Here is a 13356-nt window from a genome sequence, read left to right as displayed (position 1 = left end):
CGTATATCGCATGCATATCTCTAGTTGAAAGGTGGTTCAACTTTCATTATTGCGAACGGTAGAGAGACGGCTCCGTCCGTCCGATCGACATCTGTGAGGGGATTTCCGATGGCACTTTCGACAGCTTCCATGCGCGCAGCGTTGTTTTCCGGTGTGGCTCTTGCGGGCTTTGTCGCCACTCCGGTGACGGCGCAGACCGCCGATTCGGCGCCAGACCAGAACGTTCTGGACGCTGAAAGCGCCTCGTCATCTCCCGAAGCCGAGCAGGCCGGAAACAATAATGAGATCGTCGTGACCGCCCGCCGCCGCGAGGAGCGGTTGCAGGACGTGCCGATCGCCATCACGGCCTATTCCGGCGAGCAGCTGCAGCAATCGGGCGCGATCGATATTATCGATATTGCGCAGACCACGCCCAGCGTGACGCTGGAGGCCTCGCGCGGCACCAATTCCACGCTCACCGCCTTCATCCGCGGCGTCGGCCAGCAGGATCCGGTCGCCGGGTTTGAAGCGGGCGTCGGCATCTATCTGGACGATGTCTATCTCAACCGCCCGCAGGCGGCGGTGCTGGAAATCTACGATGTCGAGCGGATCGAGATTCTGCGAGGTCCTCAAGGGACGCTCTACGGCCGCAACACCATCGGCGGTGCGATCAAATATGTGACGCGCCGTCTGGGCGATACGCCCCGGCTCAACCTGCGGGCCACCTATGGCACCTATAATCAGGCGGATCTGGTGGGGAGCTTCGCGATGCCGCTGGGCGATAGCGGGTTTGCCATTGGCGGCGGGGGCGCGGTGCTCTCGCGCTCCGGCTTCGGCACCAACCTCACCACGGGGCAGGAGAATTACAACAAGCAGATCCGCGCCGTTCGTGGCACCATAGAATATGATCGCGGCCCGCTGTTCGTGCGCCTCTCTGGCGACTACACGGACGACAACAGCAATGCGCGCGGTGGGCACCGTCTGATCCCAGGCCTGGTCAGCGGAATCCAGCCGATCGATAATGTCTATGACACGCGCGGCGCCCTGAACGATCCGAAGCAGGATGTGGAGGCCTATGGCGGCTCGCTATTTGCCGAGCTCGAGGCGACGGATTGGCTGACGCTGCGCTCCATCACCGGCTGGCGAAAGGACGACAGCGGCACCCCGATCGATTTCGACGCGCTGCCTGCGGTCGATGTCGATGTGCCCGCTTTCTACAACAACAAGCAGTTCAGTGAGGAAGCGCAGGCGCTGTTCGACTTCGGCCGCCTCAATGCCCTGCTCGGCTTCTATTATCTCGATGCCAGCGCGCGCACGGTGTTCGACGTTCGCCTGCCGGGCGGCGTCACCGCGCTCACCTTTGGCGATGTGAACACGGAAACCTACGCCGTCTTTGCCGACGCGACCTATGACATTACCGATCAGCTCAGCATCTCTGTAGGTGGTCGCTACACCTGGGATGAGCGTGATTCGACGATCAACCGCGCCGTCTATCTAGGCGGGGGATCCCCCTTCTTCGGGGGAACCGGGACGCGGTTCCTACAGCAGACCGATTTCGAAGGCGTGCGGGATTTCAAGCGCTTCACCCCGCGCGCCTCGATCAGCTTCCAGCCGAACCGCGACAATCTGTTCTACGCCAGCTACTCGAACGGCTTCAAAGGCGGCGGCTTCGATCCGCGCGGCGTGGGCACCGCGGCGCCCGATACGAACGGCGACGGCGTGCGCAGCTATGAGGAAATCTACAACTTCTTCACCTTCGAGCCGGAAACCGTCGATGCCTATGAAATCGGCTACAAGGGATCGCTGTTCGATCAGCGCCTGAACGTGGCCGTTGCCGCATTCCGCTCCGACTATAATGATGTGCAGATCCCGGGCTCCGTCGGCGCGACCGTAAACGGACAGCAGACCTTCATCGGCATCACTACCAATGCGGGCCGTGCGCGCATCCAGGGCGTGGAGTTCGAAGGCAACGCCGTGATCGCACGCAATTTCGCAGGCCCCACCAGCCGGTTCAGCCTGGCCGCTACGGCGGGCTATCTCGATGCGAAATATCTGCAGTTCATCGATGCGCGCGGCATCGACGTGGCGGATAATCGCGCCTTCCAGAACACGCCGGAATGGACCGCGAGCGGCACTGCCAGCCTCTCGCTGCCGATCGGCGCGGGCTATGTCGATGCCAGCGCTACCGCGTCCTATCGCAGCAAGACGCAGCAGTTCGAGCTGCGCAATCCGTTGCTCGATCAGCCGGGCTTCACGCTGTTCGATGCGAACATCGTCTGGCACGCACCGGGGGACCAGTTCACCCTCGGCCTTCACGGCCGCAACCTGTTCGACAAGCGCTACATCGTGTCGGGCTACAATTTCTTGCGGCAGAATCCGGACACGGGCCAGTTCATCCTCGCTAACGGTCAGCCCGGCTACAGCTCCACGCTGGGCAATGAAGGCATCGCGACCGCCTATTACGGCAATCCGCGTCAGGTCTTTCTGACCGCCGGCATCAAATTCTGATCGTCACGCGGCGCGCTGCAGGGGGCAGCGCGCCGCAACCCATTCTACCGGAAACATATGATGACCAGCCAAGCTCTTCCTTCGCCCGGCCGGCGCGCGGGCGTGCTCGCCATGCTGCTGCTGGTCTACACCTTCAATTTTCTGGATCGGCAAATCCTCTCGATCCTGGCCGTACCGATCAAGGCAGACCTCGATCTTTCCGATACGCAGCTCGGCGCGCTCGGCGGTATCGCCTTCGCGCTGCTCTATTCCACGCTGGCCATTCCGCTCTCGCTGCTGGCCGACCGGACCAGCCGTAGCTGGGTCATCACCATCTCGCTCGCCGTCTGGAGTGGCTTTACCGCCTTATGCGGGATCGCTGCGAATTTCTGGCAGATGTTCCTGTTCCGCCTCGGCGTTGGCGTGGGGGAGGCCGGCGGTGTCGCGCCGAGTTACGCCGTGATCGCGGACTATTTCCCGCAGGAACAGCGCGCGCGGGCGCTGTCGATCTACTCGCTCGGCATTCCGCTGGGTTCGGCGGCGGGCGTGTTGTTCGGCGGCTATATCGCCAGCGCGATCGAGTGGCGCACCGCCTTCATTGCGGTTGGCCTTGCCGGCGTCGTCATCGCCGTGCCGTTTAAGCTGTTCGTGAAGGAGCCGCCGCGCGGCGGGTTCGACGATCATGCCGGCGATGCCCAGCGCCCCGCCTTCGGAACGGTGTTCGGTATCGTCTCGAAAAAGCCCAGCTTCTGGCTTCTCGCCTTTGGTGCGAGCTGCAGCTCGATGTGCGGCTATGGCCTGGCCTTCTGGTTGCCCAGCCTGATGCAGCGCAGTTTCGGGCTCGATCTGATCGAAACCTCGCAGTTCATCGGCGCGGTGCTGCTGATCGGCGGAAGCGCAGGGGTGCTGGGCGGCGGCTGGCTGGGGGACCGGCTGGGCGCGCGGGACAAGGGCGCTTATGCGCGCGTGCCGGCCATCGCCTTCGTGATCGCCGTGCCATTGTTCGCCGCGGGCATGCTGACGGGATCGGTGCCCTTGGCCTTTGCGCTGTTCTTGGTGCCGCAGGCGCTGGCTTATGTCTGGCTCGGCCCGGTCATCTCCGCCGTGCAGCATCTCGTGCCCGCGAATATGCGCGCCACCGCCTCGGCGAGCTTCCTGTTTATCAACAATCTGATCGGCCTGGGGCTGGGATCGCTGGTGCTGGGCGCCGCCTCCGACGCGATCACCGCGCAATATGGCGCCGAGGCTTTGCGCTACGCCATGGTCGGCGCGCTGGGCTTCTACCTGATCGCCGCGCTGCTGATGGCGCTCGCGGCGAAGCATCTGGAGAAGGATTGGGTGAGGTAAAGGCCGGGACCCGCTAGCGGGGATCGGAAAATCAGCGCTCCTTGGTCGCGCTGAATTTCAGCTCCGGGTTCTTCTCTTCCTGATAGCCTACATCCCAAGCCGATTTCGCCAGGAACACGGCATTGCCGTCGCGGTCGCTCGCCAGGCTCGACTGGTTGATGCGCTTGAACGCTTCGATCGCCTCTTCCGGACCGATCAGCCAGCGCGCGGTGTCGAACGGGGCGGGCTCCAGCGCAGCCTCCACCTTATATTCGGCCTCCAGCCGCGCGATAAGCACCTCGAGCTGCAGTTGGCCGACTACGCCAATGATGTGGTTCGCGCCGATCTCCGGATAGAACACCTGGATCACGCCCTCTTCCGACAGATCGTCGAGCGCCTTGCGCAGCTGCTTGGTCTTGGTGGGATCCTTCAGCTGCACGCGGCGCAGGATCTCGGGCGCGAAATTGGGCAGGCCGGTGAAGCGGATGTCGTTCTTTTCGGATAGCGTGTCGCCCACACGGAGCGTGCCGTGGTTGGGGATACCGATGATATCGCCGGGCTCCGCCGTATCCGCGATCTCGCGGTCCTGCGCGAGAAACATGATCGGCGAATGCACCGCGATGGGTTTGCCCAGCCCCGAGGGCGTCAGCTTCATGCCGCGCTTGAACGTGCCCGAACACAGCCGCATGAACGCGATCCGATCCCGGTGCTGTGGGTCCATATTGGCCTGCACCTTGAAGATGAAGCCGCTGACTTCCTTTTCGTCCGGACCGACGGTGCCTTCTTCAGTGGGTTGTGGGCGCGGCGACGGAGCATAGCGGGAGATGGCCTCGATCAGCTCAGTCACGCCAAAATTCTTCAGCGCGCTACCGAAATAGACGGGCGTCAGATCGCCGTTGCGATAGGCCTCCAAGTCGAACGGCGCATAACCGGCGGCGGCCAGTTCGGCGCCCTCGCGCAGTTCGTCGGCGCGCTGGATGGTGCCGTCCAGCTTTGCATCGTCCAGGCCGGAAAACTCCGCGGCCTTCCCCTCATATTCCTTCGATCCGCCGCTGGGCATCGCCAAGCGATCGCGCTCCAGATCGTAGACGCCTTCGAACAGCCCGCCCATGCCCGCCGGCCAGCTCATCGGACAAACGTCCAGCGCCAGCATGTCCGCCACTTCGTCGAGCAGCTCGAACGCGTCCCGGCCCTCGCGGTCCACCTTGTTCACGAAGGTGATGATCGGCACGGAGCGCAGTCGGCAAACCTCGAACAGCTTGCGCGTCTGCGGTTCGATACCCTTGGCCGCGTCGATCACCATGATGGCGGAATCGACGGCTGTCAGCGTGCGGTACGTATCTTCCGAAAAGTCTTCATGGCCCGGCGTATCGAGCAGGTTGAAGGTAATGATATTGCCGTCCGCGTCCGGCCGCTCGAACGTCATGACCGAGCTGGTGACCGAGATGCCACGTTGCTGCTCGATCTTCATCCAGTCGGATCGGGCCCGCCGCGCCTGCCCGCGGGCCTTCACCTCGCCCGCCAGATGGATTGCGCCGCCCTGCAGCAGCAGCTTTTCGGTCAGCGTCGTTTTACCGGCATCGGGATGCGAGATGATCGCAAAGGTGCGGCGGGAGGAGGTCATGCTTTTTCCAACTGTTCAACAATCGTTCGCGCACAGCAAACGAGCTAAGGTTTGATGCCCCATAACCGTAAGTCCTGAGCCTGTCGAAGGACGGCCTTCGAGCGAAGGACGCCGTTTGAAAAGCTCAGGGCTAAGGGCAGTCGCGGCTATCCGCGCAATTCACCGCCCTGCTTGGCCGCAGCCTTGACGATGCGGTCCGAGATCGCGCTCAGTTCTTCCTCGGTAAAGCTCTGCTCACCCGGTTGCAGCGTCACCTCGATGGCAAGGCTCACCTTGCCGTCCGGCACGCCCTGGCCGGCGAAGCGATCGAACAGCCGCGCGGCGGCGACGTGCTTTTTCTCGGCACCGCGGATCGCGCGGACCAAATCGGCGGCCGGCTTGTCCGCGTCGATCAGGAAGGCGAAATCGCGGGTCACCGCCTGTTGTGCGGGCGGGGCATAAGCATCGCGCCGATGGCCGGTCTTGGCCTTCACCGGAATGGCATCGAGGAAGATTTCCGCACCAACGACCACGCCTTTCAGCCCGAAAGCGCGCGCGACCGATGGGTGAAGCGTGCCGAACGCGGCAAGCACGTTTTTAGGCCCCAGCCGCAGCGTACCGGACTGGCCGGGATGATAATGATCGCCCGCTTCGCCCATCGGCATCAGCCGCTCGACATCGACACCCGCCGCAGCGAGCAGCGCCTCGACTTCGGCCTTGGCGTCGAACGGGCCGAAGCTTTGCGCCTTGCCGTCCTGCCAGTCGCGGGGTGAGCGTTCGCCGGCGAGTAGTAGCGCCAACGTCTGGCACTCATCGGTGGCACCATCCTCCTTACGGAAGTAGCGCCGCCCAACTTCGAACAGGCGCACGCTGGTGGCGGACCGGTCCAGATTGCGCTTCGCCGCGGACAGTAGCCCAGGCAGAAGCGACGGCCGCATGATCTTCAGATCTTCGCTGATCGGGTTCGCCACCGTCCAGGCGCCGCCGCCGAAGGGCGCGGCTTCCTTTTCGCTGATGAAGGACCAGTTCACCGCCTCGTTCAGCCCACGCGCGGCGGCGAGGCGCTTGAGGCGGCGCTCCAGGATCTGTTCGGGCGATGCGGTCGGTGCGGCAACACCGGGCACGCGCGGCAGCGGCGTGGAAGGCACCGCGTCCAGCCCCACGATCCGCACGACTTCCTCAACAATATCTGCAGAGCCTTCGACGTCACGACGCCAGGACGGGGTCGTGATTGTCCAGCTTTCGCCAGTCTCGACGGTGAAGCCGAGGCTTTCGAGGATGGCTTTCTGCCGTTCGCCCTCGACCGCGACGCCGCCGAGCGTTTCCGCCCGCGACGGATCGTAAGCAATCTTCCGCTTGCCCTCGGGCGGCGATCCGGCGCGGGTGGCCGCGCTTGGACTGCCGCCGCAATGTTCGGTCACCAGCCAGGTGGCGATGTCGATCCCTTCGTCCAGAAAAGCAGGGTCCACGCCGCGTTCGAAACGCTGGCGCGCGTCGCTGGTCAGCGTCAGCTTCTGCCCGGTGCGCGCGATCCGTTCGGGCGTGAAATAGGCGCATTCGATCAGCACGTCGGTGGTGTTCGCCTCGGCGCCCGAATCCTCGCCGCCCATGATGCCGCCGATATCGTGAACGCCTTGGTCGTCCGCGATCACCGTCATGCTGTCATCGAGCGTGTAGGTCTTGCCATTGAGCGCTAGGAGCTGCTCGCCGTCCTTCGCCTTGCGCGCGACGAGCGGGCCGGTCAGCTTGGCGCGATCATAGACGTGCAGCGGACGGCCAAGGTCCAGCATCACGTAATTGGTGATATCGACCAGCGCGGAAATCGGCTTCTGTCCGACCGCGGTCAGCCGCTGTGTCATCCAGCCGGGCGCCGCACCGTTGGTCACGCCGCTGACGCTGCGCGCATAGAAAGCGGGGCAGCCCTCGGCATCGTCGGTGCGCACGTCGGGGCCTTCGCCCGCGCCCGCGATGCCGCCTTCGGGCAGCGGATAGACGTCGCCCAGCGGCTTCAGCGTGCCGAGACCGGACGCGGCGAGATCGCGTGCGATGCCGCGCACGCCCATGCAGTCCTGCCGGTTCGGTGTGATCGCCACGTCGATCACCGGATCGTCTAGCCCGGCGTAATCGGGATAGGCGGTGCCGGTGGCCGCATCGGCGGGCAGCTCGATAATGCCGTCATGCGCGTCGGAGATTTCCAGCTCGGCTTCCGAACACATCATGCCGAAGCTTTCGACGCCGCGGATGGTGGCCGCCTTCAGCTCGAAGCCCGCGCCGGGCACATAGGCGCCGGGGGGTGCGAACACGCCCTTCATGCCCGCACGTGCATTGGGCGCGCCGCAGACGACCTGCCAGTTCTCGCCCGTGCCCGCATCGACGGTGAGCACCTGCAACTTGTCGGCATTGGGATGGGGGTTGGCCTCCACCACCTCGGCCACGCGGAAGTCGCGCAGCGCCTCGGCGGGGTTTTCGACGCCCTCCAGCTCATGGCCGATGGCGGTCAGCTTCTCGGTGATCTCGGCAAGGCTCGCATCGGTATCGAGATGCGCCTTCAGCCAGCTCAGTGTGAACTTCATGCGCCCACTCCCATGCTCAATGTGGGGACGTCGAGCGAGGCGAACCCGTAATGCTTCAGCCAGCGCAGATCGCCGTCGAAGAAGGCACGCAGATCGTCCATGCCATATTTCAGCATCGCCAGCCGATCGATGCCGCAGCCGAAGGCGAAGCCGGAATATTCCTCCGGATCGAGCCCGCAGGCCGTGATCACCTTGGGGTGCACCATGCCGGAGCCGAGAATTTCCAGCCAGCCGCCATTGGGGCCGTTCGGATCGCCGCCGATGACGCGCTTGCCCTTTTCCCAGGAGAAGCCGACATCGACTTCGGCCGAGGGTTCGGTGAATGGGAAGTAGCTGGGGCGCAGGCGCAGGACGACGTCGTCCCGCTCGAAGAACGCTTTCACGAACGTTTCCAGTGTCCATTTGAGGTGCCCCATATGCACCCCCTTGTCGATCATTAGCCCTTCGACCTGGTGGAACATCGGCGTGTGCGTTGCATCGCTGTCCGATCGATAGGTGCGGCCGGGCGCGATGATGCGGATCGGCGGTTTCTGCCCCATCATCGTGCGGATCTGTACCGGGCTGGTGTGCGTGCGCAGTACCATCGGCGCGCCGTCCGGCCCGTTTTCGGCGGTGTAGAAGGTATCGTGCTCGGCCCGTGCGGGATGTGTTTCGGGAATGTTGAGCGCGGTGAAATTATACCAGTCGGTCTCGATCTCCGGCCCGGTGGCGACGGCGAAACCCAAGTCCGCGAAAATTTCCGCCAGCTCGTCCATCACCTGGCTGACCGGATGGACGCTGCCCGCGGCCTGCACCGGGGCGGGCAGGCTCATGTCGATCCGCTCACCGGCGAGCTGCGCGTCGAGCGCGGCGCGCTCTAGCGCTTCCTTGCGAGCGCGCACCGCGTCGTCCACCGCCGCGCGAGCGCCCTGGATGATGGGCGCCTGCTCCTGCCGCTCCTCCGGGCTCATCTTGCCCAAAGTCTTCATCCGCTCGCTGATGGCGCCCTTCTTGCCGAGCGCGGCCACGCGCACCGCGTCGAGCGCCTCCAGATCGGTGGCGGCAGCCACATCGGTGAGGAAGCGTTGCTTGAGATCGTCGATATCGCTCATGGGCGTCTCGCTAGAGGAAATGGGGACGTAAAAAAAGCGCCGAACCCGGTGGGCTGGCGCTTCTTTTATAAAGGTCGATCCGGGATCGATCAGTCGGCGGGCAGCGCCTGCTTCGCCTGGCTGACGATCACGCCGAATGCTTCGCTCTCGTTCATCGCGAGATCGGCCAGCACCTTGCGGTCCAGATCCAGGCCGGACAGCTTCAGGCCGTGCATGAACTGCGAATAGGTGAGGCCTTCGGAGCGAACGGCAGCGTTGATGCGCTGGATCCAGAGCGCGCGGAAGGTGCGCTTCTTAACCTTGCGGTCGCGATAGGCATACTGGCCGGCCTTTTCGACGGCCTGCTTGGCAACGCGGATGGTGTTCTTGCGACGGCCGTAATAGCCCTTCGCCTGATTCAAAATCCGCTTATGCTTCGCCTTGGTGGTAGTGCCGCGTTTCACACGTGCCATGCTAAAATCCTTTCAGAAACTTTGGGAGAAATCGGTCGCCGGGCTCAGTTGAGACCGTAGGGCGCCCATTTCTTGACCGTCTTGGTGTCGGCGTCCGAGAGGACGGTCGTACCGCGGTTCTGGCGGATATACTTGGCGTTGTGGCTCATCAGGCGGTGGCGCTTGCCGGCTACGCCGTGCTTGACCTTACCAGTGGCAGTGAGCTTGAAGCGTTTCTTGACGCCGCTCTTCGTCTTCAGCTTGGGCATTTCGGTCTCCTTGTGTGAAGGTGGAACGAGGCTCGCGGCCCGGTTCCAACCGTTGCGGACGAACATGGCAGCCCTACCGGCCAGCCCGTCCCATAGTCGAAGCGGCGGCAATTAGCGGCTCTGGGTACGAATTGCAAGCCATGGCGACCGGCGTTGATGGGCGAACCTTCCCCTTCCCTTTGCGTTAGCTGTCACAAAGCAAGGAGCTCTCCCATGAACCGATTCGAAAACCAGCACATCCTCGTCACCGGCGGCACGTCGGGCATCGGCCTCGCTACCGCGAAGCGCCTTTCGGATGAAGGAGCGCGGCTGCTGATTACCGGGCATAGCGAGGAGCATATCGAGGAGACGCGCAAGGCGCTGCCGGAGGCGAAGGTGATCGCCAACGACGCGTCCGATCCCGATGCGGTGACCGCGCTGGCGGGCGCGGCGGGAGATTTCGCGCCGGACGGCCTGGACGCGGTGTTCCTGAACGCGGGCTATGGATCGTTCGAAAAGCTGGACGCGATCGATGCCGATCATTTCGACAAGCATTTCGATCTCAATGTGCGCGGGCCGCTATTGCAGGCCAAATCGCTGGCGAGCCGGATCAAGGATGGCGGCGCCATGCTGCTCGTCGGCTCGGCCACCGTCGGCGGCAATCGGCCCGATACGCTCGTCTACAGCGCGTCCAAGGCCGCGGTGCGTCAGGCGGTTCGCTCGCTCGCCAGCGAATTCGCGCCGCGCGGTATCCGCGTGAACACGGTGACGCCGGGACTGACCGAAACGGAGTTCCATTCGCGCGGCGGCATGCCGGAGGACGAGCAGAAGGAATATAAGGAGAAGGTCGCCAACATGATCCCGCTCGGCCGCATCGGCGCGCCGGAGGACGTTGCAAAGGTGGCCGCGTTCCTGCTGTCGGAAGAGGCGGGTTATGTGACTGGCGCGGAACTGCGCGTGGACGGCGGGCTCACGATGGCGTGAGCGGCAAAGCAGGGTAGTTTAGTGATCGTGCTCGTGACCGGGCACGATGCTCTCCATCGCCTCCAGCACGTCTTCCAGCCGCGCCGGATCGCCCAGCGCGATGACCTCGCCGTCGCTGGCGGCGTGGAGCGGATCGCCCGCCCAGTCGCACATCAGCCCGCCCGCACCGTCGACGATCGGCACCAAAGCGGCGAAGTCGTGCAGTTTCAGGCCGCTCTCGACCACCAGATCGATCTGGCCGCTGGCGAGCAGGCCGTAATTGTAACAGTCCCCGCCCCAGACCATGCGGCTATGCGCGGTCTTGGCCGCTAACGACATAAACCGATGGCCGGTCTCATCGGTGAAATGGTTTGGGCTGGTGCTGGCCAGCACCGCCTGAGACAGTTCCGGGCAGGTGCGGACATGGACGGGCGCACCGTTGAAGGTCGTCTCCTTGCCCGCCGCGCCGATCCAGCGTTCGCGCCCGATCGGCTGATCGATCAGGCCGAGCACCGGCCAGCCGTCTTCCAGAAGGGCGATCAGCGTTCCAAAGATCGGGCGGCCCGCCATGAAACTGACGGTGCCGTCAATGGGGTCCAGCACCCAGGTCCGGCCGCTATTGCCTTCTTTCACGCCATATTCTTCGCCGTGGATGCCATCGCGCGGGGCTTCGGCATCGAGCAGACGGCGCATGGCGGCTTCAGCGGCGCGATCCGCCTCCGTGACCGGGGAGGCATCGGCCTTCGCTTCGCTGTCGAAGGCGGCGCGGTAGAAGGGGCGAATGGCCTCGCCCGCCGCATCGGCGAGTCGCTGGGCGAGCGCGAGATCGGCTGGCGTCATGCGATCAGTCGAACAGGCTGGAGACCGAGCTTTCGTCGGCGATGCGGCGGATCGCCTCGCCCAGCAGCGGCGCGATGGTGAGGTGGCGGATGCGGCTGGCGTCCTTCACCGCCTCGGTTGCGGCAATCGAATCGGTGATGACCAGTTCCTTCAGCTGCGATCCATCGATGCGCGGGGCCGCGCCGCCGGACAGTACGCCGTGGGTGCAGTAGGCGGCGACATCGCTGGCGCCCTGTGCCTTCAACGCGGCAGCGGCGTTGCACAAGGTGCCGCCCGAATCGACGATATCGTCGATGATGATGCAGAAATGGTCCTGCACATTGCCGATGATGTTCATCACTTCCGATTCGCCGGGCTTCTCGCGGCGCTTGTCGACGATGGCGAGCGGCGCGTTGTTGAGGCGTTTGGCGAGCGCACGGGCGCGCACCACGCCGCCGACGTCCGGGGAGACGACCATCAACTGTTCATTGCCGAAGCGCGCCAGAATGTCCGCGCTCATCACCGGGGCGGCGAACAGATTGTCGGTCGGGATGTCGAAGAAGCCCTGGATCTGACCCGCGTGCAGGTCGATCGAGAGCACGCGGTCCGCCCCTGCCTGGGTGATCAGGTTGGCCACCAGCTTGGCCGAGATCGGCGTGCGGGGCCCCGGCTTCCGGTCCTGCCGGGCATAGCCGAAATAGGGAAGGACGGCGGTGATGCGCTTGGCCGACGCGCGCCGCAGCGCGTCGATCATGATCAGCAGCTCCATCAGATTGTCGTTCGCCGGATAGCTGGTCGACTGGACCACGAACACATCCTCGCCGCGCACATTCTCGTGGATTTCGACGAAGATTTCCTCGTCCGCGAAGCGGCGCACGCTGGCATCCACGACGGGCAGTTCGAGATAGCCCGCAATGGCGCGGGTGAGGGGCAGGTTGCTGTTACCGGAGATGATTTTCATGGCGCGCGCGGTGGTCCTCTGGGCTCAAGGATGACGATCGCGTGACGCCCTAACGCCTGGGCGCTCGCCTGCCTAGTGCGCGCGGCGCACAGGCCAGCTTGCCCGACCTTGGTGTTATGCTATAACATTATCCGGGTTGAGGAGCCCGTGTATAGGAGAGGAGAAGGACATGAGTTTTGTCGATCAACGCGAACCGGCGCGCGATGCCAGGAGCATGGTGGCCGCCATCGCCATCAACGGAGCGGTTCTCGCCGCGGTTTTGCTGGCGCCTGCGGCCGTCAGGGAGGTGAGTAAGTTCAAGCCGATCGAGGCGATCGACGTCAAACCGCTCGACCCGCCGCCGCCGCCGCCGCCCGAACCGAAACCGGAAATCGCGGCAACCGATCCCGCGCCGCCTGCCCCGCCGCTGTTCGTGCCTAAGCCTCTCGTGGAGACACCGCTTCCGTCGCTTGATGGCCCGAAGACCAGTAGCGATCCGCAGCCATCCCCTCTGCCCGTTCCCGGCGTCACGCCCGGCGGCACCGGCACCATCATCGCGCCGCGCATCGAGCCGACACCGACGCCTACACCCGCCCCGCCGGTGTTGCGCGATGCGGTGCGCGACCCGCGCTATGCCGCGAACTTCCAGCCGCCTTATCCCAGCAGGCTGTTGAGGCTGGATGTTGAAGGCACGGCAACGGTGCGCGTCCTGATCGGCCCGGACGGCCATGTTTCGAAAGTCGAGGTCGTCAGCGCCACCGATCCCGAATTCGGCCGAGCCACCGAGCGGCAGGCGCTGTCAAAATGGCGGTTCAAGCCCGCCACCCGAGACGGCACGCCCGTGCCCAGCTGGCAAACGCTGACGGTGCGCTTCACCATCGACGATTGAGCGGTCG

At 64.4% G+C, this 13356-nt stretch carries 11 protein-coding genes; 4 read left to right on the top strand and 7 right to left on the bottom strand.

Features of this window, described 5'->3' with window-relative positions; genetic code table 11:
• Nucleotides 1-108: 108 nt before the first annotated feature.
• Entirely contained in the window at nucleotides 109-2487 is a 2379-nt protein-coding gene (locus H7X45_RS11230) for a TonB-dependent receptor (RefSeq protein ID WP_246449446.1), read from the top strand.
• A gap of 60 nt (nucleotides 2488-2547) precedes the next feature.
• Nucleotides 2548-3813 carry a spinster family MFS transporter gene (locus H7X45_RS11225; protein WP_187334953.1) on the top strand — a complete coding sequence of 422 codons (1266 nt, stop codon included), beginning with the start codon at nucleotides 2548-2550 and terminating at the stop codon, nucleotides 3811-3813.
• Nucleotides 3814-3844: 31 nt separating this feature from the next.
• On the opposite strand, the gene H7X45_RS11220 is transcribed toward H7X45_RS11225, so the two are convergent.
• From H7X45_RS11220 to rpmI, 5 genes are all read right to left on the bottom strand, one after another.
• Complete coding sequence (locus tag H7X45_RS11220; RefSeq protein WP_187334952.1) at nucleotides 3845-5416, bottom strand: peptide chain release factor 3; 1572 nt, start codon at nucleotides 5414-5416, stop codon at nucleotides 3845-3847.
• Nucleotides 5417-5562: 146 nt separating this feature from the next.
• Complete coding sequence (gene pheT, locus H7X45_RS11215; protein ID WP_187334951.1) at nucleotides 5563-7968, bottom strand: phenylalanine--tRNA ligase subunit beta; 2406 nt, start codon at nucleotides 7966-7968, stop codon at nucleotides 5563-5565.
• Nucleotides 7965-9059, bottom strand: coding sequence for a phenylalanine--tRNA ligase subunit alpha (pheS, locus tag H7X45_RS11210; protein ID WP_187334950.1), 1095 nt, complete (start codon nucleotides 9057-9059; stop codon nucleotides 7965-7967). The genes pheT and pheS overlap by 4 nt, the downstream gene beginning before the upstream one ends.
• Before the next feature lie 89 nt (nucleotides 9060-9148).
• Nucleotides 9149-9511 carry a 50S ribosomal protein L20 gene (gene rplT / locus H7X45_RS11205; protein ID WP_187334949.1) on the bottom strand — a complete coding sequence of 121 codons (363 nt, stop codon included), beginning with the start codon at nucleotides 9509-9511 and terminating at the stop codon, nucleotides 9149-9151.
• Nucleotides 9512-9555: 44 nt separating this feature from the next.
• Nucleotides 9556-9759 carry a 50S ribosomal protein L35 gene (rpmI, locus tag H7X45_RS11200; RefSeq protein ID WP_187334948.1) on the bottom strand — a complete coding sequence of 68 codons (204 nt, stop codon included), beginning with the start codon at nucleotides 9757-9759 and terminating at the stop codon, nucleotides 9556-9558.
• A gap of 213 nt (nucleotides 9760-9972) precedes the next feature.
• On the opposite strand from rpmI, the gene H7X45_RS11195 reads away from it, so the two are divergent.
• The gene (locus H7X45_RS11195) at nucleotides 9973-10722 is read left to right on the top strand and encodes an SDR family NAD(P)-dependent oxidoreductase (RefSeq protein ID WP_187334947.1); all 750 of its coding nucleotides are present in this window, start codon (nucleotides 9973-9975) and stop codon (nucleotides 10720-10722) included.
• Between the two features lie 18 nt (nucleotides 10723-10740).
• Here the strand turns inward: H7X45_RS11195 and hisN are convergent, their stop codons facing one another.
• Both hisN and H7X45_RS11185 read right to left on the bottom strand, forming a co-directional pair.
• On the bottom strand, nucleotides 10741-11541 hold the full coding sequence (gene hisN / locus H7X45_RS11190) for a histidinol-phosphatase (RefSeq protein WP_187334946.1): 801 nt from the start codon (nucleotides 11539-11541) through the stop codon (nucleotides 10741-10743).
• A gap of 4 nt (nucleotides 11542-11545) precedes the next feature.
• The gene (locus H7X45_RS11185) at nucleotides 11546-12481 is read right to left on the bottom strand and encodes a ribose-phosphate pyrophosphokinase (RefSeq protein ID WP_187334945.1); all 936 of its coding nucleotides are present in this window, start codon (nucleotides 12479-12481) and stop codon (nucleotides 11546-11548) included.
• Nucleotides 12482-12650: 169 nt separating this feature from the next.
• Here H7X45_RS11185 and H7X45_RS11180 point away from each other — a divergent pair, with 169 nt between their 5' ends.
• Entirely contained in the window at nucleotides 12651-13349 is a 699-nt protein-coding gene (locus H7X45_RS11180) for an energy transducer TonB (protein WP_246449444.1), read from the top strand.
• Nucleotides 13350-13356 lie beyond the last annotated feature (7 nt).

The sequence above is a fragment of the Novosphingopyxis iocasae genome (assembly GCF_014334095.1).
In the GTDB taxonomy this organism is placed as follows: Bacteria; Pseudomonadota; Alphaproteobacteria; order Sphingomonadales; family Sphingomonadaceae; genus Novosphingopyxis; species Novosphingopyxis iocasae.
This window is presented reverse-complemented; position numbering and strand designations above follow the sequence as displayed.

Excerpts from the sequence above, each read along its gene's own strand:
- H7X45_RS11230 (WP_246449446.1), top strand. The coding sequence starts at position 109 with ATGGCACTTTCGACAGCTTCCATGCGCGCAGCGTTGTTTTCCGGTGTG.
- pheS (WP_187334950.1), bottom strand. The coding sequence starts at position 9,059 with ATGAGCGATATCGACGATCTCAAGCAACGCTTCCTCACCGATGTGGCT.
- H7X45_RS11180 (WP_246449444.1), top strand. The coding sequence starts at position 12,651 with ATGAGTTTTGTCGATCAACGCGAACCGGCGCGCGATGCCAGGAGCATG.
- hisN (WP_187334946.1), bottom strand. The coding sequence starts at position 11,541 with ATGACGCCAGCCGATCTCGCGCTCGCCCAGCGACTCGCCGATGCGGCG.
- H7X45_RS11185 (WP_187334945.1), bottom strand. The coding sequence starts at position 12,481 with ATGAAAATCATCTCCGGTAACAGCAACCTGCCCCTCACCCGCGCCATT.
- H7X45_RS11220 (WP_187334952.1), bottom strand. The coding sequence starts at position 5,416 with ATGACCTCCTCCCGCCGCACCTTTGCGATCATCTCGCATCCCGATGCC.
- rplT (WP_187334949.1), bottom strand. The coding sequence starts at position 9,511 with ATGGCACGTGTGAAACGCGGCACTACCACCAAGGCGAAGCATAAGCGG.
- H7X45_RS11225 (WP_187334953.1), top strand. The coding sequence starts at position 2,548 with ATGACCAGCCAAGCTCTTCCTTCGCCCGGCCGGCGCGCGGGCGTGCTC.
- pheT (WP_187334951.1), bottom strand. The coding sequence starts at position 7,968 with ATGAAGTTCACACTGAGCTGGCTGAAGGCGCATCTCGATACCGATGCG.
- H7X45_RS11195 (WP_187334947.1), top strand. The coding sequence starts at position 9,973 with ATGAACCGATTCGAAAACCAGCACATCCTCGTCACCGGCGGCACGTCG.
- rpmI (WP_187334948.1), bottom strand. The coding sequence starts at position 9,759 with ATGCCCAAGCTGAAGACGAAGAGCGGCGTCAAGAAACGCTTCAAGCTC.